A 25,706-nucleotide genomic window follows, 5' to 3' on the forward strand; every position below is an offset into this window, starting at 1 on the left:
GAGCCCCGTCCCCGCCGCCATGTCCGTGCCCGCTGACACGTCCGTCGCCCCCGTTGCTGCGTCATTGGGCCGCCGGCCGCTGCCCGCCTGGATCGGCGCCCTCGGGCTGACGCTCGGGCAGGGCGCCCTGGCGCTGGGACTGGCGCTGTTCCTGGCCCTGCCGCTGGTGGCGATCCTGGCCAAGTCGGTCACCGACGCCAATGGCGACTGGGCCGGTCTGTCGGTGGTGCTGGGCATCATCGGCGCCGACGGTTTCCTCGGCATGGTCGGGCGCAGCCTGACGGTGGGCGTGGTCACCATGATGCTGGTGGTGCCATGCGCCTATGCCTTCGCCTACGCCCTGACGCGCAGCCGCATTCCGGGCAAGGGCCTGCTGCGCACCATCGCGCTGCTGCCGCTGCTGGCGCCGTCGCTGCTGCCGGGCATCGCGCTGGTCTACCTGTTGGGCAACCAGGGCCTGCTGAAAGGCCTGTTCGGCGGCGCGACCATCTATGGCTTCTGGGGCATCGTGGTGGGCGAGGCGTTCTATACCTTCCCGCACGCGCTGATGATCCTGCTGACCGGCCTGACGCTGGCCGACGGCCGCCTCTATGACGCGGCGCGCGCCATGGGCGCCGGGCCGTTGCGCACCTTCATGACGGTGACCCTGCCCGGCACGCGCTATGCGGTGTTCTCGGCCTGCTGCGTGGTGTTCACGCTGACGGTGACCGACTTCGGCGTGCCCAAGGTGGTGGGCGGCGACTACAACGTGTTGGCGATGGAAGCCTACAAGGCCGTGGTCGGCCAGCAGAACTTCCCCAAGGGCGCCGCCATCGGCATCCTGCTGTTGCTGCCGGCGCTGCTGACCTTCGTGCTGGACCGCCGCCTGCGGGCCCGCCAGGGCGCCCAGCTGAGCGGCCGCGCCCAGCCCTACGCGGCCGGCGCCAACCGCCGGCGCGACACGGCCTTCCTGCTGCTGGCGGGCGCCATGGCCGGGTTCCTGCTGCTCATCATCGGCGTGGCGGTGTGGGCCTCGTTCGTGAAGATGTGGCCCTACAACCTGTCGCTGTCGCTGCGTTCTTACGACTTCGACAATATGGATGGCGGCGGCTGGCTGGCCTGGCGCAACAGCCTGGAACTGGCCTTCTGCACCGCGCTGATCGGCACGGTGGTGGTGTTCCTGGGCGCCTGGATGATGGAAAAGGTGCCGGCCCGCAGCGCGTCGTCGCGCGGCCTGCGCGGCGTGCTGGGGATGCTGGCGCTGATGCCGATGGCCGTGCCCGGCCTAGTGCTGGGCCTGGGCTACATCTTCTTCTTCAACGGCGCCGCCAATCCGCTGAATGTGCTGTACGGCACCATGCCGCTGCTGGTGCTGTGCACGGTGGTGCACTTCTACACCAGCGCGCACCTGACGGCGGCCACCGCGCTGAACGCACTGGACCCGGAATTCGAGGCTGCCTCGGCCTCGCTCAAGGTGCCGCGCCTGACCACCTTCCTGCGCGTGACGCTGCCGATGTGCCTGCCGGCCGCGCTGGACGTCGCCCGCTACCTGTTCGTTTCCGCCATGACCACCGTGTCCGCCGTGGTGTTCCTGTACAGCCCGTCCACGGTGCTGGCCGCCGTCGCGGTGCTGAACATGGATGACGCCGGCTTTATCGGCCCGGCCGCCGCCATGTGCACCGTGATCATGGCCAGCTCGGCGGTGGCGGCGCTGCTGCTGCACCTGGCCAGCCGCGCCCTGGTGGCGCGCAGCCAGGCCTGGCGCCGGCCCGCGACTCTTTGATTTAAATATTCTGCAAGGAAGACCCTCATGACTGTTTCGCCTCTGCCCGTCCGCCTGGAAGCGGTGATTTTCGATTGGGCCGGCACGCTGGTCGACTTCGGTTCGTTTGCCCCGACCAAGGTGTTCGTCGACGCCTTTGCCGAGTTCGGCATGGAAGTCACGCTGGAGCAGGCCCGCGGCCCGATGGGCGTGGGCAAGTGGGACCACATCCGCGCGCTGTGCGACGAACCCGCCATCGCCAATCAATACCAGGCCCGGTTCGGCCGCCTGCCGACCGACGACGACGTCACCGCCATCTATGAGCGTTTCCTGCCGATGCAGCTGAACAAGGTGGCGCAGTACTCGGCGGCCATTCCCGGCGCGGCCGAGCTGCTGCGCGCGCTGCGCCAGCGCGGCCTGAAGATCGGCTCGTGTTCAGGCTACCCCGGCAGCGTGATGCGCCGCGTGGTCGAGCGCGCCGCCGGCGAAGGCCTCGAACCCGATTGCATCGTCGCCAGCGACGACGTGCCACGCGCGCGCCCGGCGCCGGCCATGGCGCTCAAGAACGTGGTGGAGCTGGGCCTGACGGATGTGGCCGGCTGCGTCAAGGTCGACGACACCGCTCCCGGCATCGAGGAAGGCCGCCGCGCCGGCATGTGGACCGTCGGCCTGCTGCTGTCGGGCAACGCCGCCGGCCTGACGCTGGACGAATACCTGAGCCTGGACGACAACGGCCGCCAGGCGGCCCGCGAACGCGCCGGCCGTGAATTGTCGGGCGCCGCGCCGCACTACCTGATCGACACCGTGGCCGACCTGCCCGGCGTGATTGCCGATATCGAATCCCGCCTGGCGGCGGGGCAGCGACCCTGAGGCCGCCCACGCCGGGATCCTGACCCAACTTTTTTTCGCAACGCACCGCGGCGGGCACGGGCCGGCCGCGGCGACCCGACTCACCCTTTTTCCGCTCACCCACGGAGTACCCTCATGAAACGCTTCACGCTGCTTGCCCTGGCCGCCGCCTTCGCCGGCATCACCGGCGCCGCTTCCGCCGAGACCACGTTGACCGTCTACACGGCGCTGGAAGCCGACCAGATCAAGGCCTACCAGGCCGCCTTCGAGAAGGCCAACCCCGACATCAAGATCCAGTGGGTGCGCGATTCCACCGGCATCATCACCGCCAAGCTGCTGGCCGAAAAGGGCAACCCCAAGGCCGACGTGATCTGGGGCTTGGCCGGCACCTCGCTGGGCCTGATGGACAAGGAAGGCATGCTGCAGCCCTACGCCCCCAAGGGCCTGGACCAGATCGCCGCCAACATGCGCGATGCCAAGGCCGAGCCCACCTGGGTCGGCATGGACGGCTTTGCCGCCGCCATCTGCTTTAACACCGTCGAAGCCGAAAAGCAGAAGCTGCCCAAGCCCGAATCGTGGCAAGACCTGACCAAGCCGGTCTACGCCGGCAAGATCGTCATGCCGAACCCGGCCTCGTCGGGCACGGGCTTCCTGGACGTCAGCGCCTGGCTGCAGATCTTCGGCGAAGAAAAGGGCTGGGCCTACATGGACGCCCTGCACAAGAACATCGGTTCGTACACGCACTCGGGCTCCAAGCCGTGCAACATGGCCGCCGCCGGCGAATTCCCGATCGGCGTGTCGTTCGACTACCGCGCCGCCAAGCTCAAGGCCGACGGCGCGCCGGTCGAAGCCGTGTTCCCGTCGGAAGGGTTGGGCTGGGAAGTCGAAGCCACCGCCATCGTCAAGGGCACCAAGAACCTGGAAGCCGCGCGCAAGCTGGCCGACTTCTCGGCCAGCCGCGAGGCCAACGAGCTGTACAAGGCCAACTTCGCGGTGCTGGCGATTCCCTCGATCGCCACGTCCAACCCCAACCTGCCGGCCGACCTGACCAAGCGCATGATCAAGAACGACTTCGTCTGGGCCGCCACCAACCGCGATCGCATCATCGCCGAGTGGACCCGCCGCTACGACGGCAAGTCCGAGCCCAAGAAGAAGTAATCGGGCCACCGCGGCGGCCACGCCGCCGCGGCAGGGGAAGCGCCCGGGCGGGCGCTTCCCGCGCAACCTCTTTGCCTCGTTTTCCAAATGAAAAAATTCGACGTAGTCGTGGTCGGCGCCGGCATGCTGGGCATCGCCCACGCCTGGGCCGCCGCCAAGCGCGGCCTGTCGGTGGCCGTGATCGAACGCAGCCGCCAGGCGCATGGCGCGACCATCCGCAATTTCGGGCAGGTGATCGTCACCGGCCAGGCTCCCGGCATGATGCTGTCGCACGCCCAGCAGGCGCGCGAGCTGTGGCTGGACCTGGCATCCCAGGCCGGCTTCCATGTGCGCGCCAACGGCGCGCTGGTGCTGGCGCGCGACGCCGGCGAGGCCGACGTGCTGGACGAGTTCGCCCGGACCCGCCTGCAACAGGAAGGCTATCGCGCCGAGCTGCTGTCGGGCCGTGAGGTGGCGAAGCTGTATGACGGCCAGCTGGCGCACCACTGCGCCGCGCTGCGCGGGCTGGACGACCTGCAGATCTATTCGCGCGAGGCCTTGCCGGCCATCACGCGCTACCTGGCCGAATCGCTGGGCGTCGAGTTCGTCACCGGCACCCTGGCGCGCGCCGTCGAGCAGGGGCAGGTCGCGACCACCGCGGGCGACTTCGCCGGTGCGCACGTCTTCGTCTGCCCCGGCCACGACTACCTGACGCTGCTGCCCGAACAGTTCGCGCCGCTGAACCTGGAGGTGACGCGCCTGCAGATGCTGCGCGCGGCCTTCGAGACGCGTCCGATGGCGCTGGACCGCCCGCTCTTGACCGGCCTGTCCTGCGTGCACTACGGCGCCTTCTCCGACCTGCCATCGGCGCTGGCGCTGCGCGAGCAGATCCAGGCGCGCACGCCGATGCTGCTGGAAAACGGCATCCATCTGCTGATCAGCCCCACGCCCTATGGCGAGTTGATCATCGGCGACTCGCACCGCTACGGCCAGGATGCCTTCCCGTTCAACGACGAGGCGGTCGACAATGCCATGCTGGACCTGGCGTCGCAGGCGCTGGGCGCGCGGCTGCGGGTGCTGGAGCGCTGGCAGGGCGTCTATGGCACGCACGGCCCCGCGCCGTTCTCCGTGATGCCGGTGGATGCCGCCACCACGGTGGCGGTGATGCATTCGGGCGTGGGCATGACGGTCGGACTGGCGATCGGGGAGCGCACCGTCGCCGCCGCCCTCGGCCGCTGAGCAGCCGCCCCGGCAAAAAGAAAGGGCTCGCGATCGCGAGCCCTTTTGCGTTGGCGGAGCGTGTCCTCAGAGCCGCTCCTGCATGATGCGGCGGTACCACTCATGGAAGTGCTGCATGCCGTCTTCCATCGGCGACTGGTAAGGACCGGTCTCGTTCACGCCGCGCAGCATCAGCGCCTTGCGGCCGGCGTCCATGCGCTCGGCGATCTCGTCGTCCTCGATCGCCGTTTCCATGTAGGCCGCGCGCTGCGCCTCGACGAACTCGCGCTCAAAGGCGGCGATTTCCTCGGGGTAGTAGAACTCGACCACGTTGACCGTTTCCTGCGGGCTCTTCGGGTACAACGTCGACAGCACCAGCACGTGCGGATACAGCTCGATCATGTGGGTCGGAAAATACGTGACCCAGACGGCGCCGAAATCCGGCGCATCGCCGTCGCGGAACGACAGCAGGCGATCATGCCATTGCCTGTACACGTCCGAACCCGGCTGGGCCAGCGCGTTGTGCACGCCGACCTTCTGCAGGCTGTACCAGTCGTTGAACTCCCAGGTCAGGTCGTCGCAGGTGACGAAGCGGCCCAGGCCGGGGTGGAACGGGCCGACGTGGTAGTCCTCCAGATACACCTCGATGAAGGTCTTCCAGTTGTAGTTGCACTGGTGCACTTCGACGTGGTCCAGCACGTAGTCGCCGAAGTCGAACTCCGGGCGCGCGAACAGCGGCGCCATGTCGGCGGCCGGGTCGCGCGGGCCTTCGAACAGCAGGCCGTGGCAATCACGCAGACGGAATTTCTGCAGGTTCATGCACGGCGTGGTGTCGAACTGCGGCGCGCCCAGCAGCTCGCCCTGGTTGTTGTAGGTCCAGCGGTGCAGCGGGCAGACGATGTTGCCGCCGGTGGCCTTGAGGCTGCCGTGCGAATTGCAATGGCCGGTGACGTCGCCGGCCTGGCCGCCCAGCATCAATGCCTGGCGGTGGCGGCAGACATTTGAGATGAGGTCAACGCCCTGCTGGTTGCGAACCAGCACGCGCCCTCCATTTTCCTGGGCCAAGGTGCGCCAATCCCCGACTTCGGGCACCAGCTTCTGGTGGCCGACGTACAGCGAGGATTGCTTGAAAATGAGTTCTTGCTCGCGGGCAAAGAGGGCTTCGTCAAAGTAAGCACTGACGGGTAGCTGGGTGCGAGCTGGCACAACATGTGCCATCCGACCGATGTCGGTCATGATTCCCTCCGCTCGGATGAATATTTCCCCCAACGCCGCGCCCACTGTGTACTACGTACCTGGTGGGCTGACTGCCCTCAAATGGGGGCCTCTTTCTGGGGCGGCCCGGCGTTAAAAAGCCAGGACGGCTTGAACATTGCCACGTCCCCGGCCGCTTTCGCGGTTTTGCAAACACGGTTTGCAAGGGGCGGTGGCCAAATCCGCAAATCCGTTCTGGCGCGAAGAAAAATCGGTGTCTGGCCGATCAAGTAAGCCGTCCATTGTACCCCAACCCTTTTCCCCACGCCCGTGAAGATCGGTGAAGCTTAGTGAAGATCCGGCCGTGTTGATTTGACCCCGCGCAAAACCCGAATAACCTTGCGCGGCGTAGGTTTTTCAGACCAGCTTGCGGGTGGCGGGATGGCGCCGCAACAGCCAACTGCTGGCGGCGGACAAGGCAAACACCGCCAGGGTCAGCAAAGGCACGACCCAGGCGTCGCGACCCGCGCCGCTGATGGCGCCGGCGCGGTGCGCCACATCCAGGAACACCGGATGGATCAGGTAGACCCCGAAGGTCAGCGGGGCCAGCGATGCCAGCCGCGGCAGCCGGGGCGACGAGACGATGCACTGGAACGCCGCCAGCGACATGAATGGCACGGTCAGGCTGAAGTAATCGTAGAAATAGGTGTCCAGCGTCCGGTTGCTGGACATGGTGTACACACCCAGGGCCGTGGCTGCCACGCTCGCGGCCAGCACCAGGGCCGGACGCGGCACACGTAGTTCGCCATCGAAGATCTGGCGGCCGGCCACGAAATAGCCCAGATAGGGCAGGAACCAGGTCAGGAAGAAACCCGGCTGCGCGCCGAGGGCGCGGCGATAGAGCGCATCGAGGATCGCCAGGCCCAGGATGCCCACCACCCACAGCGAACGCGAGCGCGGCGTGCTGCGCGCATACAGCAGCCGCACCAGCGGCGCGAACAGGTACAGCCCCACAATCATGTAGAGGTACCAGAGATGGTAGTAGGGCTCGCCCTGGGCGACCTTGCGCGGCCAGAAGGAAAAATCGACATGGCCGTCGTCCCACCAGTCCAGGCCGGTGCGCCAGGCCAGGTAGAACAGGCTCCAGAACACCAGCGGCGTCAGGATCCGCGCGGCCCGCTTGCTGTAGAAGCGGCGCGCGTCCTGCGGTCTGGCGGGGTCGAGCAGCAGGGCGCCGCTGACCATCACGAACACGGGCACGCACCAGCGAGCCGCCGAATCGTAGATATTGGCGGCCAGCCAGGCGCCCTTGCCGAACGCCGCTGGTTCGCTGACGATCAGGGCGGCGCTATGCAGCAGCACCACCGCCGCGGCGGCGAGCCAACGGGCGGCATCCAGTCGGGCGTAGCGGTCATCGGTCAATGGCATCGGACTCCCGGAGACGAGTGAAGCGGGGAGGGCGCGACGGCCCGTCCTCGCTTTTCACCTTAGCAGCCGATGCGGCGCCGGTACTGTATCCAGGGGTTAGGGGGCGCATGAAAAACCGACAGGCCCGGGCGGGCGCTGCCGGTCAAGGGCGCCGGGCGCGCCGCCTCGCGGACGATGCGGGTCCGTGAACCTTTTGTCACGAAACGGCGGCCGCCGTCATTGCAGGACGATATTGGCCTGTTTGATCAGTTGCGACACGATGGGCTGCTCGTTCTTGATCTGTTGCGCCAGTTCCGCCGGGCTGCCGGAACGCGGGTCGATGCCCATCTCCAGCATGCGTTTTTTCACGGCGTCGTCCTTGAGCGTATCGGCCAGGGCCGCCTGCAGCTTTTCCAGCGCCGGGGCCGGCGTGCCTTTCGGCGCGACAAAGCTGAACCAGGCCGTCATGTCGAAGCCTGCGTAGCCCTGCTCGGCCAGGGTCGGCAGTTTCGATTCGGTGGCCAGGCGGTTGGGGCTGGTGATGCCGAATACCTTGACCTTGCCGGCCTCGGCCTGCGGCATGCCGGTGGCGACCATGTCGAAGAACAGGTCCACGTCGCCGCTGATCAACGCCGGCAGGGCCTGGGTCGCGCCCTTGAACGGCACGTGCAGGATGTCGATGCCGGCGCGCTCCTTGAACAGTTCGCCGGCCAGGTGCGACGACGTGCCGGCGCCGAAAGTGGCGAAGGTCAGCTTGCCCGGATTCTGCTTGGCGAAGGCGACGACATCGGCGGTGCTGTTGAACGGACGCTTGGGGCTGGACAGCAGCACCAGCGGGCCCACGCCGACCATGCCGATCGGCGCGAAGCCGTCTGGGTCGTAGGGCAGTTCCTTATACAGATAGCGGTTGGTCACCAGGGTGGAGTTGGTGGCCATGAGTATGGTGTAGCCGTCCGGCGCCTCGCGCGAGACGAAGGCGGCGCCGATCGAGGTGCCGGCGCCCGCCTTGTTCTCGACAATCATGGGCTGGCCCAGCGTCTTGGCCATGCGCTCGGCCAGGACGCGGGTCAGCACGTCGGTGGCGCCGCCCGCCGGGAACGGCGAGATCACCTTGATCGGGCGGGACGGGTAAGTATCGGCCTGGGCGCCCAGCGCGGCGACGCTGAGCAGCAAACCCGCCAGGAATGTGTAGCGCTTGCGAATCATGTTTTCCCCTTGAAATCGCGTGCATGAGTGGTTGGCCGGGCCCGGCTCGGCCCGGCCGGTCCGCTTGGGGGCGGGACGGCGCAGGCTTGCCAGGTCTCCATGGATGTATTAAATTCCGCTAATTGGAATTTAGTTTTGTTATTCGGAATAAACTATAAAAACGAAGCGAATAGAAATGCAATCTTTTTCTGACCCCAAGCGCATCCCCCATCCCGCCGCCAAGCCCGACCAGAAGCTGGCGCTGAGCGCGCCCGCGCGCCGCAAGCGCGCCGGTGCCGTGGGCGAGGGCCCGGTGTCGCCGGACTTCATCACCGCGCTGGCGCGCGGCCTGGAAGTGCTGCGCTGCTTCCGGCCGGGCGTGGCGGCGCTGGGCAATTTGGACCTGGCGCGCCTGACCGGCCTGCCCAAGCCCACCATCAGCCGCATCACGTACACGCTGACCGAGCTGGGCTATCTGCGCTATCACCCGGACACCGGCAAGTACTCGCCCGGCTACGGCGTGCTGGCGCTGGGGTTCGGCCTGCTGGCCGGGCTGGAGGTGCGCGAGCTGGCCAAGGCCTCGATGACCGATCTGGCGCGCGAAACCGGGGGCGCGGTGGCGCTGGGCGCGTTCGATGGCGATGCGATGACCTACGTCGAGGCCATCCACGGTTCTTCCGCCCTGTACCTGCGCCTGCCGGTGGGCTACCGCGCCAGCCTCGACAGCGCCATGGGCCGCGCCTACCTCGCCAGCCTGCCAGCCGCCGCCTGCGCCGACGTGCTGGAACGGTTGGGGCCGGCCGCGCCGGCCGCGGCCGCGATCGAGCGCGCCCGCGCCGAATTGGTCGATACCGGCTGCTGCTTCGCCATCGGCGAATGGCAATCGGGCATCAACGCGGTGGCCGTGCCGTTCGCCTCCGTGACGGGCGAGGGCGTCTTCGTCATGAGTTGCGGCGGGCCGGAAGCGCTGTTGCCGGAATCCGCGCTGCGCGGCCAGGTGGCCCCGGCGCTGCGGGCCGCCATTGCGGGACTGGCGGGCGCCTCTGCCTGAGCGTGGCGGCGCATCGGGGCGCGGCCGTGGTATCTCGTACAATTCACGGATTGATCCACCCCTAGTGCCCCCGGAGGCCCGTTTGGCCAAACCTTCACAAGCCGATCCGCAGACCGACGACCGTCCCTTGCCCCAGGATTTCGAAACGGCCCTGGCCGAACTGGAATCGCTGGTCGCGGCCATGGAAGACGGTTCGCTGCCGCTGGAGCAGTCGCTGGCCGCCTATCGCCGCGGCGTGGCGTTGACGCGCGTCTGCCAGGAACGCTTGGCGCAGGCCGAACAGCAGGTCAAGGTCCTCGAAGGCGACTTGCTGCGCCCGCTGGACCCGGCGGCGCTGGATGACGAATAAGAATCGGATGAAGCAAATACAACTCGCTTTCCCGGAGTGGCTGCAGGGCCGCGTGCGACATGTCGAAGACGTGCTCGACGACCTCCTGCCGGCCGCCGACGCCGTGCCCGCCCGCCTGCATGAAGCCATGCGCTACGCCGTGCTCGGCGGCGGCAAGCGGGTACGGGCCGCGCTGGTCTACGCCGCCGGTCAGGCCTGCCCGGTCAGCGGCAGCGTGCTGGCTGTCGAGGCTTCGCTGGACCGCGCCGCGGCGGCGGTGGAACTGATCCACGCCTACTCGCTGGTGCATGACGACCTGCCCTGCATGGACGACGACGTCCTGCGCCGCGGCCGCCCCACCACCCACGTGCAATTCGACGAAGCCACCGCCATGCTGGCCGGCGACGCGCTGCAACCGCTCGCCTTCGAGCTGCTGGCCTCCATGCCGATTGCTCCGGCGCTGATCGTGCAGGCGACGCAGTCGCTGGCGCGCGCGGCGGGCAGCCAGGGCATGGCCGGCGGCCAGGCCATCGACCTGCTCAGCGTCGGCCACCGGCTCTCGCGCGACGAACTGCAGCAGATGCACAGCATGAAGACCGGCGCCATGCTGGCCTGCAGCGTGGCGCTGGGCGGCATCGTCGCCGGCGCCAGCTCGGCCTCGCGCCAGGCCCTGGACATCTACGCCCAGGCCATGGGCCTGGCGTTCCAGGTGGTGGACGACATCCTCGACGTGACCGCCGATTCCGCCAGCCTGGGCAAGACGCCGGGCAAGGACGCGGCCGAAAACAAGCCGACCTACGTTTCGCTGCTGGGCCTGGACGAAGCGCGCGCGTTCGCCGGCGAGCTGCGCGAAGCCGCGCTGGCCGCGCTCGAGCCACTGGGCGACGCCGGCAAGCGCCTGGCCGAACTGGCGGATTTCATCGTCCTCCGAGACCGCTGACCGTGACCCGTCCGGGCTGGCCGCAGGCCGGGCATACGAACCCCATACAAGCATGACGACTGAATTACTGGACCGCATCCAATCCCCGGCAGACCTCAAGCGCCTGGATCGTCGCGAGCTCAAGCGGCTGGCCGACGAGTTGCGCGGCTTCGTCCTGGAGTCGGTCTCCAAGACCGGCGGCCACCTGTCGTCGAACCTGGGCACGGTGGAACTGACGCTGGCGCTGCACCAGGTCTTCGATACGCCGCATGACCGCATCGTCTGGGACGTGGGCCACCAGTCCTATCCGCACAAGATCCTGACCGGACGCCGCGCGGGCATGGCCAAGCTGCGCCAGCTGGGCGGCATCTCGGGCTTTCCGAAGCGCAGCGAATCCGAATACGACGCCTTCGGCACCGCGCATTCGTCCACGTCGATCTCGGCCGCGCTGGGCATGGCGGTGGCTTCGCGCAACGCCGGCGTGCAGCGCCAGCACATCGCCGTGATCGGCGACGGCGCGATGTCCGCCGGCATGGCCTTCGAAGCCATGAACAACGCCGGCGTCACCGCCAACATCAACCTGCTGGTGATCCTGAACGACAACGACATGTCGATCTCGCCGCCGGTGGGGGCGCTGAACCGCTACCTGGCGCGCCTGATGTCGGGCCGCTTCTACGCCGCCGCCAAGAACGTCGGCCGCGCCGTGCTGCAGCACGTGCCGCCGGTGCTGGAACTGGCGCGCCGCTTCGAGGAACACGCCAAGGGCATGGTCACGCCGGCCACGCTGTTCGAGGAGTTCGGCTTCAACTACGTCGGCCCGATCGACGGCCACGACCTCGACGCGCTGGTGCCGACGCTGCAGAACCTGAAGGCGCTGCAAGGCTTGCAGTTCCTGCACGTGGTCACCAAGAAAGGGCAGGGCTACAAGCTGGCCGAGGCCGATCCGGTGCTGTACCACGGGCCGGGCAAGTTCGACCCCGCCGTCGGCATCCAGCAATCGAAGGCGCCGGGCAAGCGCACCTTCACCCAGGTGTTCAGCGACTGGCTGTGCGAGATGGGCGAGCAGGATTCGCGGCTGGTTGCCGTCACCCCGGCGATGCGCGAGGGTAGCGGCCTGGTCGAATTCGAGAAGCGCTTCCCGCAGCGCTACTTCGACGTCGGCATTGCCGAACAGCACGCCGTGACGTTCGCCGGCGGCATCGCCTGCGAGGGGCAGAAGCCGGTGCTGGCGATCTACTCGACCTTCCTGCAGCGCGGCTACGACCAGCTGATCCACGACGTGGCGCTGCAGAACCTGGACGTCACCTTCGCGCTCGACCGCGCCGGCATCGTCGGCGCCGACGGCGCGACCCACGCCGGCAACTACGACACCGCGTTCCTGCGCTGCGTGCCGAACATGGTGGTGGCTACCCCCTCGGACGAAAACGAAACCCGCCTGCTGCTGTCCACCTGTTATCAGTATCCCGGCCCGGCCTCGGTGCGCTATCCGCGCGGCGCGGGCTGCGGCGCGCCGGAAACGGCCGGCCTGGATACGGTCGAGCTGGGCCGCGGCGTGGTGCGGCGCGAAGGCCGCAAGATCGCCATCCTCGGCTTCGGCACGCTGCTGCAGCCGGCGCTGGCGGCGGCCGAAAAGCTGGACGCCACCGTGGCCGACATGCGCTTCGTCAAGCCGATCGACCGCGCGCTGATCCTGGATCTGGCCAGCCGCCACGACGCGCTGGTGACGATCGAGGACGCTGCCATCATGGGCGGCGCTGGCAGCGCGGTGCTGGAGGTGCTGGCCGCCGAAGGCATCGCGATTCCGGTGCTGCAACTGGGCTTTCCCGACGAGTTCATCGACCACGGCGATCAGCTGGCGCTGCTGGCCGGGATCGGCCTGGACGCCGCCGGTATCGAGCAATCGATCCGGACGCGCTACGCCACGCTGCTGGCCTGATTGCGCGTACCCACGGACCGGCCCGCCGGTTTGGTCCGTGTGGCGAAACAGTGTGTTCCGGCCCCGCCGGCCTACGAATGAAAGGGTTTTCCCTGGCGCTGGCGGGACTTTGGGCGATAATGGCCCCCTCCTAAAGATTCCTGGGTCTGCGTGTTTACGCCACGCTCGTCGCCCAGACTGGTAAGCCGAAATGAATTCTCCGATCGACCCCGCCATCGTGATGCCCGACGTCCAGAGCTCGACGGACACGCGGCACATCCCGATCCAGCGCGTGGGCATCCGTGGCGTGCGCCACCCCATGCTCATCGAGAACGCCGACGGTTCGCCCCAGGGCACCGTGGCCAACTGGACCCTGACGGTGGCGCTGCCCCCCGAAGAAAAGGGGACGCATATGTCCCGCTTCGTGGCGCTGCTGGAAAAGTACCGCAGCACCCCCATGACGCCGACGCTGTTCCGCGCCATGGCGGCCGACATGCTGCCGTTGCTGCACGCCGAGCGCGGCGACATCACCGCGGCCTTCCCGTACTTCATCAACAAGTCGGCGCCGATCTCCGGCGTGCAGAGCCTGCTGGACTACGAAGTGCAGTGGATCGCCCGCGCCCAGGGCGACCAGGTCGAGTTCGAACTGGTGGTGCAGGTGCCGGTGACCAGCCTGTGCCCGTGTTCCAAGGCCATCTCCGAATACGGCGCGCACAACCAGCGTTCGCACGTGACGGTCTCGGCCATCCTGGAGTCGGACATCAGCATGGATGGCGTCATCCGCCTGATCGAAGACGAAGGCTCTTGTGAGCTCTGGGGCCTGCTCAAGCGCCCCGACGAGAAGTACGTCACCGAACGCGCCTACGACAACCCCAAGTTCGTCGAAGACCTGGTGCGCGACGTGGCGGCCCGCCTGAACGCGCACCCCGGCATCGCCCGCTACCGCGTCGAGGCCGAGAACTTCGAATCGATCCACAACCACTCGGCCTACGCCGTGGTGGAAGGCTGAGTCCTCCGTGCGGCATCCGGCGGCCAGCGACTGGCCGCTCATTGCGCGACTGGCGGGATGGGAAGCGCGGCTGGCCGATCACCTGGCCGGCCGCGGTCGTTTGGGCCTCGCGCTCTATGAGTTCTTCCGTTTTGGCGTGAAGCAGGGTTGGGCCTGCCTGTTCGGCGGCCTGATGTGCGCGCTGCTGCTGGGCACGCACTGGTGGTATCCCAAGGACGCCTGGCTGGCGCGCTACGATTTCCTGACGCTGGCGGCGCTGGCGATCCAGGCCGCGCTGCTGGCCCTGCGCATGGAAACCTGGGACGAGGCCAAGGTCATCCTGATGTTCCATGTGGTCGGCACCGGCATGGAACTGTTCAAGACGGCGGCCGGCTCCTGGATCTACCCCGAGGCCAGCGTGCTGCGCCTTGGCGGCGTGCCGCTCTTCACCGGCTTCATGTACGCGGCGGTCGGCAGCTATCTGGCGCGGGTCTGGCGCCTGTTCGACTTCCGCTTCCGGGCCCATCCGCCGCTGGCCGCCACCGTGGCGCTGTCGGTGCTGATCTACGTGAACTTCTTCGCGCACCATTTCATTGTCGATTTCCGGCTGGCGCTGTTCGGCCTGACGGCGCTACTGTTCGCCCGCACCTGGGTCTATTTCCGCATCTGGCGCGACTACCGCCGCATGCCGTTGCTGCTGGGGTTCGTGCTGGTGGCTTTGTTCATCTGGTTCGCCGAGAACATCGGCACCTTCGCCAACGCCTGGCGCTATCCCAACCAGTCGCAAGGCTGGGAACTGGTGTCGATCAACAAGCTGGGCTCGTGGTTCCTGCTCATGATCATCAGCTACGTGATGGTCAGCGTGGTCAGCCGGCCCCGCGAGATCGGCGTGGCCGATACGCCGCGCCCAGCGGGGGCGAACAACGCGTCCCCGATTTCCTGAGCGCCGCTGGCTTGCGTCCAACGGTCCGATCGGCGATAATCGAGAGCTTTCTTGCTCGACCGCCCATGTTTTTTGGGCAGCGGGCTGCCCCTTGCAAGCCATACGCCTCGAAGAAAAAGACCAGTGATAGAGAAAGCACTGGAAAGCCGGAACTGACCGCGAACGCGATGCGCGCGCGAACTGATGACGGTGTCGGGCGAGCGGCAGGCAAGACATCCTCAAGGAGTTTTACTCATGCGTCACTACGAAGTGGTGTTTATCGTTCACCCCGACCAAAGCGAGCAAGTGCCCGCCATGGTCGAGCGTTACCAAGCGCTGGTCACGGGCCAAGGCGGCTCGGTGCACCGCCTGGAAGACTGGGGCCGCCGTCAACTGGCCTACCCGATCCAGAAGCTCGTCAAGGCTCACTACGTCTGCCTGAACATCGAGTGCGGCCAAGCCACGCTGGATGAGCTGGAACACTCGTTCCGCTACAACGACGCCGTGCTGCGCCACCTGGTCATCAAGACCAAGAAGGCCCAGACCGCTCCCTCGATCATGATGAAGTCGGTCGAGCGCGAAGAAGCCCGCAAGGCTTCGGCGGAAGCTGTCGCGGCTCAGGCCGAGTAAGCAGGGCTCAGGCAGAGCCCATCCCATGAAGTCCCCTTGGTGCCTGGCAGGATGAACAAGCTGGAACTCAGCGCCCGCGTTCTCGAATGCGAGCCTTTGCGCCACACTCCCGCCGGTCTGCCAGCCCTGGAAATGGTGCTGGCGCACGAATCCGAGGTCATCGAAGCCGGCCATCCGCGCCGTGTCGAACTGACGATCTCGGCCGTGGCACTGGGCGATCTGGCGTTGCTGTTGCAAGGAACGGCGCTGGGGTCCGAATTGCAGGTGCAGGGGTTTCTGGCCCCCGTGCGCAAGGACTCGGTGAAGTTCAAGCTGCATCTGCAGCAGGCGCGCAGGATCAGCGGCAGCGCAGGACGCGATCCGCTGGTGGCTTGACAGGGAAGGGCAACGGGCGCGAGAGCGCCTTCTGAATACGGATAGGTTACGGGGAGTCGGGCCCGATCAAGGCAGACCCGGTCCCCTCAAACATAGAGGCACATATCATGGCTTTCTTCGGAAAACGCAAGGAAAAACGCAAATTCACGCAGCAGAACCCGCTCTTCAAGCGTCGTAAGTTCTGCCGCTTCACCGCCGCCGGCGTCGAAGAGATCGACTACAAGGATCTGGACACCCTGCGCGACTTCGTGCAAGAAAACGGCAAGATCATCCCGGCTCGCCTGACCGGCACCAAGGCAATCTACCAGCGCCAGCTGGACACCGCCATCAAGCGCGCGCGCTTCCTGGCCCTGTTGCCTTACACCGACAACCACAACTAATCCGGGGCACTGAAATGCAAGTTATTCTGCTCGAAAAAGTCGTCAACCTGGGTAACCTCGGCGAAGTCGTTCGCGTGCGTGATGGCTACGCCCGCAACTTCCTGATCCCCCAGAAGAAGGCCCGTCGCGCAACCGACGCCGCCCTGAAGGAATTCGAAGCCCGCCGCGCCGAACTGGAAAAGATCCAGGCCGAGAAGCTGGCCGCCGCCCAGGCCCTGGGTGAGCGCGTCAACGGCTACCAGCTGAAGATCGTCCAGAAGGCTGGCGTCGACGGCCGTCTGTTCGGCTCGGTGACCAACGCCGACATCGCCGAAGGTCTGAAGAAGGCCGGTTTCGAAGGCATCGAAAAGGCCCAGGTGCGCATGCCCAATGGCCAGCTCAAGGCCATCGGCGAGTTCCCGATCCAGGTCGCCCTGCACGCTGACGTCGTCGTCGATGTCACGGTGCTGGTCGAAGGCGAACTGTCGTAAGCCTGACCCCGCGGTAGAAAAAAAGCCGGCCCGCGCGCCGGCTTTTTTTCTTTGCGCCTTGTTTCTCCTCGCTTTACCCGCCGCCATTTACGTGTAGTCTTGCGGGCTGCACGCTTGTCTCCCACGCTGTTTCGTCCGAGGACCTCTTGACCCCGCCGCCCGTCCATCACAATGCCCCCCCCGGATTGCGCGCCTGGCTCGACAGCGTGGATGCCGAGCGCGAGCCGTCGGTGCGCGATGTGACCATCGACGGGGTGCGCTGCATCATCAAGCGCCGGCGTCCGAGCCTGGCCAGTGGTGTGAGCTATGTGTTGCGCTATGCGCGCGCACTGTTTCTTGGACTGGGGTGCAAGCTGTTCCTGGGCGAATTCCCGCGGCCCGGCATCCTGTTGCGCAACGGCCTGGAACACGAGGCCCGGCGCCTGAAGCAGTTGCTGCAGGCCGGCTGTCGCGTGCCCGAGGTCTGGTGGCAGGAAGAGGGGCTTCTGGTGCTGGAGTTCGTTGGCGAGGACCTGGCCGACCTGATCCGCAATGAAGACACCACCTCGCGCCTGTGGCTGACGCGCGCCGCCGCGACCGACCTGGCCGCTTTCCATGCCCGGGGGTTGTGGCATGGCGGCGCGCAGATTCGCAATATCACCCTGCAGGACGGCGAGCTGTGGCGCATCGATTTCGAAGAGAACATCGGTTCCACGCTGTCGCGTCCGCTGGCCCAGGCCTATGATCTGTTCCAGATGCTGGCCTCGCTGGTGTCGTTGCGTAAATTGCCCGACGACGTGGGCCGGGCGCTGGGTAAACTGGCGCTGGATGTCTATTTCGAATGCAATCCCGACCCCGAGGTCAAGGCCCGCCTGCGCCGCCTGACCCGGGTGCTTTCCTTCATCGCCACGCCGCTGCGGCCCCTGCTGGGCCGCCTGCCGTCGCGCGATGTGCAGGGTTTCTTCCGCGTCGCGGATATCCTGCAGCCGTTATTATTGAAGCCATGAACACACCTGCCGATTCCCAGCTCGAATACCTGCGCGTTCCTCCCCATTCCATTGAGGCGGAGCAGTCGGTGCTGGGCGGCCTGCTGCTGGACAACGCAGCCTGGGACCGCATCGCCGACGTGCTGGTCGAGGAAGACTTCTACCGCCACGATCACCGGCTCATCTGGCACCACATCGCCCGGCTCATCGGTCTGGCGCGGCCGGCCGACGTCATCACCGTGCACGAATCGCTGGTCAGCGCCGGCAAGGCCGAAGACGCTGGCGGCCTGGCGTATCTGAACGCGCTGGCGCACAACACGCCGTCCGCCGCGAACATCCGCCGCTATGGCGAGATCGTGCGCGAGCGCGCCATGCTGCGCAAGCTGGTGTCGATCGCTGACGAGATTTCCTCGGCCGCCATGAACCCGCAGGGCAAGGAAGCGCGCCAACTGCTGGACGAGGCCGAGTCCAAGGTGTTCCAGATCGCCCAGGAAGGCGCGCGCGGCGCCGCCGGCTTCCAGGAAATCCAGCCGCTGCTGACACAGGTGGTGGAACGCATCGACGAGCTCTACCACCGCGAAAGCACTTCCGACGTGACCGGCGTGCCCACCGGCTTCACCGATCTCGACAAGATGACCTCGGGCATGCAGGGCGGCGACCTGATCATCGTGGCCGGCCGCCCGTCCATGGGCAAGACCTCGTTCTCGATGAACATTGGCGAACACGTGGCCATCGAAGAGGGCCTGCCGGTGGCGGTGTTCTCGATGGAAATGGGCGCGGTGCAACTGGCAATGCGTATGCTGGGCTCGGTCGGCCTGCTCGACCAGCACCGCATGCGGACCGGCAAGCTGATCGCCGAAGACTGGCCGCGCGTGACCCACGCGGTGCAGCTGATGCAGGATGCGCAGGTCTATATCGACGAATCGCCCGCGCTCAGCCCGATGGAAGTGCGCGCCCGCGCGCGCCGCCTGGCGCGCCAGTGCGGCCAGCTCGGCCTGATCATCATCGACTACCTGCAGCTGATGTCCGGCAACGGTTCGGGCGAAAACCGCGCCACCGAAGTGTCGGAAATCAGCCGTTCGCTCAAGGGCCTGGCCAAGGAGCTGAACTGTCCGCTGATCGCGCTGTCGCAGCTGAACCGCAGCCTGGAGCAGCGTCCCAACAAGCGTCCCGTGATGAGCGACCTGCGCGAGTCGGGCGCCATTGAACAGGATGCCGACGTGATCCTGTTCATCTACCGCGACGAGGTCTACAACCCGGATTCGCCGGACAAGGGCACCGCCGAGATCATCATCGGCAAGCAGCGTAACGGCCCCATCGGCACGGTGCGCCTGACCTTCCAGGGTTCGAGCACGCGCTTCCTGAACTTCTCCGGCGCGCAGCCGCGCGACATGTATTGAGCGTGCGCAACCGCCTGGCCAGAAAAAAGCCGCGCCCGAGGGCGCGGCTTTTTCATGCTGGCGTGCCGGAATCATTCTTCCGTTTCGGGCCGCTTGCCGTAGCGCGCGGCCAGCACGCCGCAGACCATCAACTGGATCTGGTGGAACAGCATCAGCGGCAGCACGATGGCGCCTACCGCGTGGCCCGCGAACAGCACTTGGGCCATCGGAATGCCGCTGGCCAGGCTCTTCTTGGAGCCGCAGAACAGCAGCGTGATGCGGTCGGGCAGGTTGAAGCCGAACATCCTGCCGGCCAGCGCCGACAGGCCCAGCGCCAGCGCCAGGATGACGGCGCAGCACGCCACCAGGCCCAGCAGCGCCGGGATCGGCGTGGAGCGCCACAGGCCCTCGTTGATGGCTTCCGAAAACGCGGTGTAGACCACCAGCAGGATCGAACCCTGGTCGACGAATTTCAGCATCGCCTTGCGCTTGTGCACCCAGGCGCCGATCCAGCGACGCGCGAACTGACCCAGCACGAACGGCAGCAGCAACTGCAGCATGATCTTGCCGACCGCGTCGAACGAAATCGGCGCGCTGCCGGCGTTGGCGACCACCGTGCCGACCAGCAGCGGCGTCAGGAAAATGCCCAGCAGGCTCGAGGCCGAGGCGCTGCAGACCGCCGCCGGCACGTTGCCGCGCGCCATCGAGGTGAAGGCGATGGCCGACTGCACCGTGGCCGGCAGGCAGCACAGGAACAGGATGCCGAGGTAGAGCTCGGGCGTGACCAGCGGTTCCAGCACCGGCTTGAGCGCCAGGCCCAGCAGCGGGAACATCAGGAAGGTGGCCGAGAAGATCGTGAGGTGCAGCTTCCAGTGCGTCAGGCCGGCGATGATGGCTTCGCGCGACAGGCGGGCGCCGTGCAGGAAGAACAGCAGGCCGACCGCGATGTTGGTGATCCAGCCGAACACCACCACGCCCTGGCCATGGGCGGGCACGATGCTGGCGATGATGACGGTGCAGATCAGGTAGAGGGTGAAGCGATCGGGCAGGAGACGGACAAGACGTGACATGGAGGGGGTAGGGGCAATGACGGAAAGCGGCGGCGCGCCAGGGCGCCGGAATCGGGGCGTATTGTAGACCTCGGGCGCGTGCCGCCCTATGGCGGGCCGGGCGGGTGTCCGCCTGCCGGCCCCGCCGTGGGCGGTCAGGGCGTCATGGCCAGGGCCAGGTCGAAGGCGGCGATCAGCGAGGCCTGGTCGGCCACGCCCTTGCCGGCGATGTCGAACGCGGTGCCGTGGTCGACGCTGGTGCGCACGAACGGCAGGCCGACGGTGACGTTGACGCCGTGGTCCACGCCCAGGTATTTCACCGGGATCAGGCCCTGGTCGTGGTATTGGGCCACCACGATGTCGAACTCGCCGCGGCGGGCCCGCATGAAGACTGTGTCGCCGGGCCACGGACCGCTGGCGTCGATGCCCTCGTCGCGTGCCTGACGGATGGCCGGCTCGATGATGTCGATGTCCTCGCGGCCGAACTTGCCGCCTTCGCCGGCGTGCGGGTTCAGGCCAGCCACCGCGACGCGCGGCCGGGCGATGCCCATCTGGCGGCAGGCGCGGTCGGCCAGGCGCATGGCGGTCAGTTCGGCCTCCGGCGTGATGCGCGCCATGACGTCGGCCAGGGCGACGTGGATGGTCACCAGCAGCACGCGCAGTTCGTCGTTGGCGAGCATCATGGCGAAGTCGTCGGTGCCCGAGCGTTCCGCCAGGATCTCGGTGTGGCCGGGGTAGTCGATGCCGGCCTCGTGCATCGACTGCTTGTTCAACGGCGCCGTGACGATGGCGCGGATGCGGCCGGCCTGGGCGTCGTCGATGGCGGCGCAGACGTAGTCGTAGGCGGCGCGTCCGGCGGCCGCGCTGACCTTGCCGTGGGGCAGGTCGGGCGGCAGGGCGGGACCGCAGGCCATCACCTCGATGCGGCCGGCATCGCCGCTGGCCTGGCCGACGTTGGCGATCTCGCGAACCTCCAGGCGCGCGCCCAGCGCGGCCGCGGCGCGCCGCAACGCGCCCGCATCGCCATACACCACGCAAGGGGCATTCAGGCCCTGGGCGCAGGCCTTGACGACGATTTCGGGGCCAATGCCGGCGGCATCCCCCATGGTGATGCCCACGGGCGCAGGGGTGTTCACGATAGGTTCCCGGTTTACTGCCTGGTGCTCTTCGGCGGTTCGATCTCGCCGCACTCGAACGTGACGGTGGCGCGCTTGGAGCCCAGGCCCGTGGCATGGTTGGAGGTGACCGCGGGCTTTTGCAGCTTGCGGCCGATCGACTGGCAGTACTGATCGGCGCGCTGCAGTGCCTGGTTCTTGATTTCGACCCAGGTCAGCAGCTGCGTGCCCGAGCTGTACGTGACGCTGTAGGAATTCTTGCCGGTAGGCGTCACTTCGCTCATGCTGGAGCAGGCGGCCAGGATGGCGAGCAAGGCGGAGGCGAGGGCAAGGCGAGCGAGCATAGTGGATCCGTAGAAGGCGACAAATCACATTACAACATTATGCCGCCCGCATCGGGCGTGCGTCACGGCATCGGGAGGGCGGCCAGGCCGAGGGCGGCGGCAGGGTCAGGGCGCGCCGACCGCGCTGCGGCGGTCGACCTTGCGGCTGAGCACGATGGAGGTCTGCGTCTGCTTGACGCCATCGATCAGGCCGATGCGGTCGAGCAATGCATCCAGCTGCTCATGGGTTTCGCAGCGCAGGAAGATCAGGTAGTCATAGGGGCCGCTGACCGACGAGACCTCTTCGACTTCGGGCATCTTTTCCAATTCGCGGATTACCGCCGCCGGCGTCTTCGGCAGCACGCTGATGAAGCAATAGGCGCGCACCGCGGCCTCTTCCAGCAGGCGTCCCAGGCGCACGCCGTAGCCGGCCACGATGCTTTCGCGTTCCAGCCGGGCGATGCGCGCCACCACGGTGGTGCGCGCCAGCCCGAGCTTGCGGGCCAGAATGGCGGCGGGTTCGCGGGCGTTGGCCTGCAGCAGGCTGAGCAGTTGCCGGTCAATGGCGTCTAGGCGTTCGTTCATGCGCCCGACCATACAGGGGCGACGTGGCGCGCGTCAATCGGCGCGTCAACCGTCGGATTCGGGCGGCAGGCCGCCGCGATAGACGCGGCCATCGAAGGCGAAGCGGGTGATGGTTTTCGACGCCGCGTCGAAGACCCGGTCGCGGCGCGCGGCGTCTTCCGGGCGTGGCGGCGCCAACGTGAAGCGGCACAGGTCGGCGCCGCTGTCGTAGCGCGCCGTGCGCACTAGGTCGCTGGCGCCGGATTCATGCACGTGGTGGGCGAACTCGCGCAGTTGCTCCATTTCGTGGAACGCGCCGCGGTCGCTGACCAGCAGCATGCCGAATTTGGTTTCCTGCTCCGGCGCCGGGATGGGGGAGGGCGCCGGGGCGGCGGCTTCGGGCGCGCCATAGTCGAAGCGCGCGCCGGCCTCGCGCATGGCCGCCAGCACGCCCTGCCAGGCCGGTTCGTCCAGGGTCAGGCGGGCCGCCATGGCCAAGAGGCGCTGGCGTCCGAGCGCGCGGGGTTCCGGGCCGCCAATGTAGCTGGACCAGGACACCGCCTCGTCCAGCCCGGCCAGTTCGGCCATCTGCGCATCGCTGTAGCCCAGCCGCTCCTGCAGGCGCCGCAGCGAGGCCGCGTCGGGAGGCACATAATTGTCGATCGTCTTCATGGGCGCGCTCCGGTTGCGCCACGCGCCGTCGGCGCGCCGCGCTACGCTTCATGCTAGCGCGCGCGCCTGGTCTTGCCCAGCGGCCCGTCGTGCCCGTGCTAGGATTTGCGCCGACTTTATCGCCAGGAGGCATACCCATGGACACCCAGGAACAAATCGCCGTCATCGTGCACACCATCTCGCACCAGGGCGGCCGTATCGACGCGCTCAATTCGGCGCTGCTGACGATGCTGCATCTGGCCAAGGCCTCGCCGGGCCTGCGCGAAGCCATCGAGGCGCAGCTGGAACAGAACTACTCCAGCCTGCTCGCCCGTTCCGAGAACCCGCAATACGTGGCGGGCTTCGAAAGCGTGCGCGACCAGATCGTGGCGGCACTGAAGTAGGCGCGGGTGACGCCCGGAGTTACCCACAACTTCTGTGGACAAGCCTTGGGATAGCGCGGGCATAGAAAGCCTTTTTCCTTTATTTACAATGGCTTGCAAAGCGCGCTCAAAGGCAGCCCCAAAACCGCGCCTGGCCGCCCCCGCGACGGGAAGCGGCAGAGGTCACGCAAGCCGGGTAATATGCCGCCCCATGCGGAATCAGTATCCATTGGAAAACCGGAACCGTGGCCTGGTGGCCCGCGTTTCGGAAGCGGCAAAGCTGGCGGCCTTCGACCCCGGCAAACTTTCTCCCGAGGCGCGCCAGAGCTGGGAACGCCTGGGCCATGGCTTCAAGGCCTGGCACGACTTCGACCAGCGCCACCCCGTCCTGCGGCGGCTGGCCCTGCTGCCCTTCATCGGCCGGCTGTATCGCGCGGCCCGCCGCCGCCACGTGCTGCGGGCCAGCGGCAAGCTGGTGTTCTGACGCAAGTCGTCGCGTCAGCGACGCCGCCGCGCATACAGCCAATAGGCCAGCCAGACCGCCAGGCCGATCGCCACGGCCACCGCCAGCTTCGTTTCCACGCCGTGAAGGCGGCCGAGCAGGGACTCGATGGTCTGTCCGAACAGATAGCCCACCAGGCTGAAACACACCGCCCAGATGGCCGCGGCGATGGCGTTGAGCGCCAGGAAGCGCATGGGCGAAACCTGCGATACGCCCAGCGCCACCGGCCCCACCGTGCGCAGGCCATACAGGAAGCGTAGCGCCAGGATGAATCCGTGCGGATAGCGGTCGATCGCCGCCAATGCCTTGCCGAACGCCGGCTGGGCGCGGATCCGCTGGACGTAGCGGTGTTCGCGGTAGCGCCGGCCCAGGTAGAACAGGCCCTGGTCGGCGATGAACGAACCGGCGAACGCGCACAGCATTACATAAGGCAGATGCAGCAGGCGTTGGTGCGACAGGAATCCCGCCAGCACCACCACGCTTTCGCCTTCGAGCAGCGTGCCGCCCAGCACGGCCCACAGGCCGTAGTCGACGATGAACTGGTGCAGCTGCGGGTTCATGGCTGGCGCTCGGCAACGATGCGCGCCAGCGTGGCCAGCGCCCGCGCGATCTCTGGTGTGTGGCGCTGGCCGCAACTGATGCGCAGGAAATGGTTGTAGCGCGTGCTGTTCGAGAACATGGCGCCGGGCGCCACGCGGATGCCCTGCCGCAGCGCAGCCTCGAATACCTCCAGCCCGGAACGGCCATCCGGCATCTCCACCCACAGCAGCATGCCGCCCGTGGGCATGCTCAGGCGCGTGCCGCGCGGGAAATGCGCGGCGATGACTTCGGCGGTCTGGTCGCGCTGCATTTTCAGTTGTCGGCGCAGCCGTGTCAGATGCCGATCGTACGCGCGCGAACCGAGGTATTCGGCCACCGCCATTTGCGCCAGCGGTTCGTTGGGCCGGCTCTGCGCGAACTTCAGCATGGCGATGCGCGCTTTCCAGCGCCCGCCCAGCAACCAGCCCAGCCGCATGCCCGGCGCGAGCGTCTTGTGCAGCGACGAGCAATAGATGACATTGCCAGTCGGATCCCAGGACTTGGCTGCCGCCAGCGGCGTGTCGTCATCGTTCAGGGCGCCGTAGGTGTCGTCTTCGATCAGGGGCACCTGCTGGCGCTCGCACAGGGCGACCAGGCGGGCCTTTTCGGCGTCGGGCATGACGCAGCCCAGCGGATTCTGGAAGTTGGGCACCACCACCACCGCGCGGATGTTGCCGTGGGTCTGGAAGGCCAGGTCCAGTGCCTCGATGGACAGGCCGTGTTGCGGACTGGTGGGGATTTCCAGCGCGCGCATGCCCAGGCTTTCCAGGATCTGCAGCAGGCCGAAGTAGGTGGGGGATTCGACCGCGATGGTGTCGCCCGGACGCGCCACCGCGCGCAGCGCCAGGTTGAGGGCCTCGATGCAGCCGTGCGTGACGATGACGTCGTCGGGCGTGGCATTGATGCCGTTGGCCAGGGCGCGCCGCGCCAGCACCGTGCGCAACAGCGGATGGCCTTGCGGCGGCACCGGGCTGACCAGCACTTGCGGCGACTGCCGCAGGGTGCGGATCATGGCCTGCTTGAGTTCCTCCATCGGATACGCTTGCGGCACCGCGGCGGCCAGCGCGAAGTTGGCGCTGACGGGGTGGGCTTCGCACTTCGCCACGAAGTCCGACACCCGGTCATGGATGCCGACATACTGGGCGGTGCCCAGCGCCTGGCGGATGTCCGGTTCGTTGACGGGCGGGATACTGTTGCGGCGCGGCTTGAGGACGAAATAGCCGGAGCGGGGGCGGGCCTCGATCAGGCCATCGTCTTCGAGCAGCCGGCAGGCCTGCAGCGCGGTCGAAAGGCTGACATGGTGGGTGCGTACCAGGGTGCGCACCGACGGCATGCGCTGCGCCGGAGCCAGGACCCCGGTCTGGATGGCGCGCCGGTAGTGGTTCGCCAGGCGTAGATATAGCGGTTGCGGGTCCATGCGCCGATCATGCTCCCCGAGGGTAGGTTGAGGTAGGCACAGATTTCCGCAAAGTACACCATAACAGTGC

At 67.2% G+C, this 25,706-nt stretch carries 28 protein-coding genes; 18 read left to right on the plus strand and 10 right to left on the minus strand.

Annotated features, from left to right (window positions below):
• Positions 1-19: 19 nt before the first annotated feature.
• The 4 genes from AruCF_RS05390 (at position 20) to AruCF_RS05405 (ending at position 4,966) form a co-directional block, all read left to right on the plus strand.
• Complete coding sequence (locus AruCF_RS05390; RefSeq protein ID WP_049072432.1) at positions 20-1,762, plus strand: putative 2-aminoethylphosphonate ABC transporter permease subunit; 1,743 nt, start codon at positions 20-22, stop codon at positions 1,760-1,762.
• Between the two features lie 27 nt (positions 1,763-1,789).
• Positions 1,790-2,611 (plus strand): phosphonoacetaldehyde hydrolase, encoded by an 822-nt coding sequence (gene phnX / locus AruCF_RS05395; protein WP_049072433.1) that lies wholly within the window; start codon positions 1,790-1,792, stop codon positions 2,609-2,611.
• A 114-nt stretch (positions 2,612-2,725) separates the two neighbouring features.
• Entirely contained in the window at positions 2,726-3,748 is a 1,023-nt protein-coding gene (locus AruCF_RS05400; protein ID WP_006388357.1) for a putative 2-aminoethylphosphonate ABC transporter substrate-binding protein, read from the plus strand.
• Positions 3,749-3,835: 87 nt separating this feature from the next.
• Positions 3,836-4,966 carry a TIGR03364 family FAD-dependent oxidoreductase gene (locus AruCF_RS05405; RefSeq protein ID WP_049072434.1) on the plus strand — a complete coding sequence of 377 codons (1,131 nt, stop codon included), beginning with the start codon at positions 3,836-3,838 and terminating at the stop codon, positions 4,964-4,966.
• A gap of 66 nt (positions 4,967-5,032) precedes the next feature.
• Here the strand turns inward: AruCF_RS05405 and AruCF_RS05410 are convergent, their stop codons facing one another.
• From AruCF_RS05410 to AruCF_RS05420, 3 genes are all read right to left on the minus strand, one after another.
• Positions 5,033-6,181, minus strand: a complete 1,149-nt coding sequence (locus AruCF_RS05410) for an aromatic ring-hydroxylating oxygenase subunit alpha (protein ID WP_049072435.1) — start codon at positions 6,179-6,181, stop codon at positions 5,033-5,035.
• A 375-nt stretch (positions 6,182-6,556) separates the two neighbouring features.
• A complete protein-coding gene (locus tag AruCF_RS05415; protein ID WP_049072436.1) occupies positions 6,557-7,567 on the minus strand; it encodes an acyltransferase in 1,011 nt (336 codons plus the stop codon).
• Between the two features lie 216 nt (positions 7,568-7,783).
• Positions 7,784-8,752 (minus strand): Bug family tripartite tricarboxylate transporter substrate binding protein, encoded by a 969-nt coding sequence (locus tag AruCF_RS05420; RefSeq protein WP_049072437.1) that lies wholly within the window; start codon positions 8,750-8,752, stop codon positions 7,784-7,786.
• A gap of 175 nt (positions 8,753-8,927) precedes the next feature.
• Here AruCF_RS05420 and AruCF_RS05425 point away from each other — a divergent pair, with 175 nt between their 5' ends.
• The 12 genes from AruCF_RS05425 to AruCF_RS05480 all read left to right on the plus strand — a co-directional run bounded on the left by AruCF_RS05425 (position 8,928) and on the right by AruCF_RS05480 (position 19,074).
• Entirely contained in the window at positions 8,928-9,782 is an 855-nt protein-coding gene (locus AruCF_RS05425; protein ID WP_049072438.1) for an IclR family transcriptional regulator, read from the plus strand.
• 82 nt (positions 9,783-9,864) lie between these two features.
• Positions 9,865-10,131 carry an exodeoxyribonuclease VII small subunit gene (locus AruCF_RS05430; RefSeq protein ID WP_049072439.1) on the plus strand — a complete coding sequence of 89 codons (267 nt, stop codon included), beginning with the start codon at positions 9,865-9,867 and terminating at the stop codon, positions 10,129-10,131.
• A gap of 7 nt (positions 10,132-10,138) precedes the next feature.
• A complete protein-coding gene (locus tag AruCF_RS05435; protein WP_049072440.1) occupies positions 10,139-11,050 on the plus strand; it encodes a polyprenyl synthetase family protein in 912 nt (303 codons plus the stop codon).
• A gap of 52 nt (positions 11,051-11,102) precedes the next feature.
• Positions 11,103-12,965 (plus strand): 1-deoxy-D-xylulose-5-phosphate synthase, encoded by a 1,863-nt coding sequence (dxs, locus tag AruCF_RS05440; RefSeq protein ID WP_049072441.1) that lies wholly within the window; start codon positions 11,103-11,105, stop codon positions 12,963-12,965.
• A gap of 190 nt (positions 12,966-13,155) precedes the next feature.
• Positions 13,156-13,953, plus strand: coding sequence for a GTP cyclohydrolase FolE2 (gene folE2 / locus AruCF_RS05445; RefSeq protein WP_006388366.1), 798 nt, complete (start codon positions 13,156-13,158; stop codon positions 13,951-13,953).
• 7 nt (positions 13,954-13,960) lie between these two features.
• Positions 13,961-14,875: a DUF817 domain-containing protein gene (locus AruCF_RS05450; RefSeq protein ID WP_049072442.1), complete on the plus strand. Its 915-nt coding sequence runs from the start codon at positions 13,961-13,963 to the stop codon at positions 14,873-14,875.
• A 234-nt stretch (positions 14,876-15,109) separates the two neighbouring features.
• On the plus strand, positions 15,110-15,484 hold the full coding sequence (rpsF, locus tag AruCF_RS05455) for a 30S ribosomal protein S6 (RefSeq protein ID WP_020924524.1): 375 nt from the start codon (positions 15,110-15,112) through the stop codon (positions 15,482-15,484).
• Between the two features lie 51 nt (positions 15,485-15,535).
• Complete coding sequence (gene priB / locus AruCF_RS05460; RefSeq protein WP_006388369.1) at positions 15,536-15,859, plus strand: primosomal replication protein N; 324 nt, start codon at positions 15,536-15,538, stop codon at positions 15,857-15,859.
• A gap of 107 nt (positions 15,860-15,966) precedes the next feature.
• On the plus strand, positions 15,967-16,239 hold the full coding sequence (gene rpsR / locus AruCF_RS05465) for a 30S ribosomal protein S18 (RefSeq protein ID WP_006218308.1): 273 nt from the start codon (positions 15,967-15,969) through the stop codon (positions 16,237-16,239).
• Between the two features lie 14 nt (positions 16,240-16,253).
• Positions 16,254-16,709 (plus strand): 50S ribosomal protein L9, encoded by a 456-nt coding sequence (gene rplI, locus AruCF_RS05470; RefSeq protein WP_020924523.1) that lies wholly within the window; start codon positions 16,254-16,256, stop codon positions 16,707-16,709.
• A 146-nt stretch (positions 16,710-16,855) separates the two neighbouring features.
• Positions 16,856-17,695, plus strand: a complete 840-nt coding sequence (locus tag AruCF_RS05475) for an RIO1 family regulatory kinase/ATPase domain-containing protein (RefSeq protein WP_049072444.1) — start codon at positions 16,856-16,858, stop codon at positions 17,693-17,695.
• Positions 17,692-19,074 (plus strand): replicative DNA helicase, encoded by a 1,383-nt coding sequence (locus tag AruCF_RS05480; protein WP_006388372.1) that lies wholly within the window; start codon positions 17,692-17,694, stop codon positions 19,072-19,074. Before AruCF_RS05475 ends, AruCF_RS05480 begins: the two co-directional genes overlap by 4 nt.
• A gap of 71 nt (positions 19,075-19,145) precedes the next feature.
• Here AruCF_RS05480 and AruCF_RS05485 read toward each other — a convergent pair whose 3' ends face one another.
• The 5 genes from AruCF_RS05485 to AruCF_RS05505 form a co-directional block, all read right to left on the minus strand.
• Complete coding sequence (locus AruCF_RS05485; RefSeq protein ID WP_049072445.1) at positions 19,146-20,123, minus strand: bile acid:sodium symporter family protein; 978 nt, start codon at positions 20,121-20,123, stop codon at positions 19,146-19,148.
• A gap of 134 nt (positions 20,124-20,257) precedes the next feature.
• Complete coding sequence (gene pdxA, locus AruCF_RS05490) at positions 20,258-21,238, minus strand: 4-hydroxythreonine-4-phosphate dehydrogenase PdxA (protein ID WP_080977350.1); 981 nt, start codon at positions 21,236-21,238, stop codon at positions 20,258-20,260.
• Positions 21,239-21,252: 14 nt separating this feature from the next.
• The gene (locus AruCF_RS05495) at positions 21,253-21,561 is read right to left on the minus strand and encodes a hypothetical protein (protein ID WP_049072446.1); all 309 of its coding nucleotides are present in this window, start codon (positions 21,559-21,561) and stop codon (positions 21,253-21,255) included.
• Positions 21,562-21,666: 105 nt separating this feature from the next.
• On the minus strand, positions 21,667-22,125 hold the full coding sequence (locus AruCF_RS05500; protein ID WP_025140268.1) for an Lrp/AsnC family transcriptional regulator: 459 nt from the start codon (positions 22,123-22,125) through the stop codon (positions 21,667-21,669).
• A 45-nt stretch (positions 22,126-22,170) separates the two neighbouring features.
• Positions 22,171-22,776, minus strand: coding sequence for a hypothetical protein (locus AruCF_RS05505; RefSeq protein ID WP_049072447.1), 606 nt, complete (start codon positions 22,774-22,776; stop codon positions 22,171-22,173).
• A gap of 137 nt (positions 22,777-22,913) precedes the next feature.
• Between AruCF_RS05505 and AruCF_RS05510 the strand changes: the two genes are divergently transcribed.
• Positions 22,914-23,159 carry a hypothetical protein gene (locus AruCF_RS05510; RefSeq protein WP_006388378.1) on the plus strand — a complete coding sequence of 82 codons (246 nt, stop codon included), beginning with the start codon at positions 22,914-22,916 and terminating at the stop codon, positions 23,157-23,159.
• A gap of 232 nt (positions 23,160-23,391) precedes the next feature.
• Positions 23,392-23,622 (plus strand): hypothetical protein, encoded by a 231-nt coding sequence (locus tag AruCF_RS05515; RefSeq protein ID WP_231891642.1) that lies wholly within the window; start codon positions 23,392-23,394, stop codon positions 23,620-23,622.
• A gap of 14 nt (positions 23,623-23,636) precedes the next feature.
• On the opposite strand, the gene AruCF_RS05520 is transcribed toward AruCF_RS05515, so the two are convergent.
• A complete protein-coding gene (locus tag AruCF_RS05520; protein ID WP_049072448.1) occupies positions 23,637-24,200 on the minus strand; it encodes a DedA family protein in 564 nt (187 codons plus the stop codon).
• Complete coding sequence (locus AruCF_RS05525; RefSeq protein ID WP_049072449.1) at positions 24,197-25,636, minus strand: aminotransferase-like domain-containing protein; 1,440 nt, start codon at positions 25,634-25,636, stop codon at positions 24,197-24,199. Before AruCF_RS05525 ends, AruCF_RS05520 begins: the two co-directional genes overlap by 4 nt.
• Between the last annotated feature and the right edge of the window lie 70 nt (positions 25,637-25,706).

The sequence above is a fragment of the Achromobacter ruhlandii genome (assembly GCF_002082135.1).
GTDB lineage: Bacteria > Pseudomonadota > Gammaproteobacteria > Burkholderiales > Burkholderiaceae_B > Achromobacter > Achromobacter ruhlandii.

What these genes read in the sequence shown, in the direction of transcription:
- rpsR (WP_006218308.1), top strand. Translation starts at nt 15,967, where the DNA reads ATGGCTTTCTTCGGAAAACGCAAGGAAAAACGCAAATTCACGCAGCAG.
- AruCF_RS05525 (WP_049072449.1), bottom strand. Translation starts at nt 25,636, where the DNA reads ATGGACCCGCAACCGCTATATCTACGCCTGGCGAACCACTACCGGCGC.
- AruCF_RS05435 (WP_049072440.1), top strand. Translation starts at nt 10,139, where the DNA reads ATGAAGCAAATACAACTCGCTTTCCCGGAGTGGCTGCAGGGCCGCGTG.
- phnX (WP_049072433.1), top strand. Translation starts at nt 1,790, where the DNA reads ATGACTGTTTCGCCTCTGCCCGTCCGCCTGGAAGCGGTGATTTTCGAT.
- folE2 (WP_006388366.1), top strand. Translation starts at nt 13,156, where the DNA reads ATGAATTCTCCGATCGACCCCGCCATCGTGATGCCCGACGTCCAGAGC.
- AruCF_RS05420 (WP_049072437.1), bottom strand. Translation starts at nt 8,752, where the DNA reads ATGATTCGCAAGCGCTACACATTCCTGGCGGGTTTGCTGCTCAGCGTC.
- AruCF_RS05495 (WP_049072446.1), bottom strand. Translation starts at nt 21,561, where the DNA reads ATGCTCGCTCGCCTTGCCCTCGCCTCCGCCTTGCTCGCCATCCTGGCC.
- AruCF_RS05510 (WP_006388378.1), top strand. Translation starts at nt 22,914, where the DNA reads ATGGACACCCAGGAACAAATCGCCGTCATCGTGCACACCATCTCGCAC.
- dxs (WP_049072441.1), top strand. Translation starts at nt 11,103, where the DNA reads ATGACGACTGAATTACTGGACCGCATCCAATCCCCGGCAGACCTCAAG.
- rpsF (WP_020924524.1), top strand. Translation starts at nt 15,110, where the DNA reads ATGCGTCACTACGAAGTGGTGTTTATCGTTCACCCCGACCAAAGCGAG.
- AruCF_RS05500 (WP_025140268.1), bottom strand. Translation starts at nt 22,125, where the DNA reads ATGAACGAACGCCTAGACGCCATTGACCGGCAACTGCTCAGCCTGCTG.
- AruCF_RS05425 (WP_049072438.1), top strand. Translation starts at nt 8,928, where the DNA reads ATGCAATCTTTTTCTGACCCCAAGCGCATCCCCCATCCCGCCGCCAAG.
- AruCF_RS05400 (WP_006388357.1), top strand. Translation starts at nt 2,726, where the DNA reads ATGAAACGCTTCACGCTGCTTGCCCTGGCCGCCGCCTTCGCCGGCATC.
- AruCF_RS05485 (WP_049072445.1), bottom strand. Translation starts at nt 20,123, where the DNA reads ATGTCACGTCTTGTCCGTCTCCTGCCCGATCGCTTCACCCTCTACCTG.
- AruCF_RS05520 (WP_049072448.1), bottom strand. Translation starts at nt 24,200, where the DNA reads ATGAACCCGCAGCTGCACCAGTTCATCGTCGACTACGGCCTGTGGGCC.
- AruCF_RS05405 (WP_049072434.1), top strand. Translation starts at nt 3,836, where the DNA reads ATGAAAAAATTCGACGTAGTCGTGGTCGGCGCCGGCATGCTGGGCATC.
- AruCF_RS05415 (WP_049072436.1), bottom strand. Translation starts at nt 7,567, where the DNA reads ATGCCATTGACCGATGACCGCTACGCCCGACTGGATGCCGCCCGTTGG.
- AruCF_RS05390 (WP_049072432.1), top strand. Translation starts at nt 20, where the DNA reads ATGTCCGTGCCCGCTGACACGTCCGTCGCCCCCGTTGCTGCGTCATTG.
- priB (WP_006388369.1), top strand. Translation starts at nt 15,536, where the DNA reads ATGAACAAGCTGGAACTCAGCGCCCGCGTTCTCGAATGCGAGCCTTTG.
- AruCF_RS05480 (WP_006388372.1), top strand. Translation starts at nt 17,692, where the DNA reads ATGAACACACCTGCCGATTCCCAGCTCGAATACCTGCGCGTTCCTCCC.
- AruCF_RS05410 (WP_049072435.1), bottom strand. Translation starts at nt 6,181, where the DNA reads ATGACCGACATCGGTCGGATGGCACATGTTGTGCCAGCTCGCACCCAG.
- rplI (WP_020924523.1), top strand. Translation starts at nt 16,254, where the DNA reads ATGCAAGTTATTCTGCTCGAAAAAGTCGTCAACCTGGGTAACCTCGGC.
- AruCF_RS05505 (WP_049072447.1), bottom strand. Translation starts at nt 22,776, where the DNA reads ATGAAGACGATCGACAATTATGTGCCTCCCGACGCGGCCTCGCTGCGG.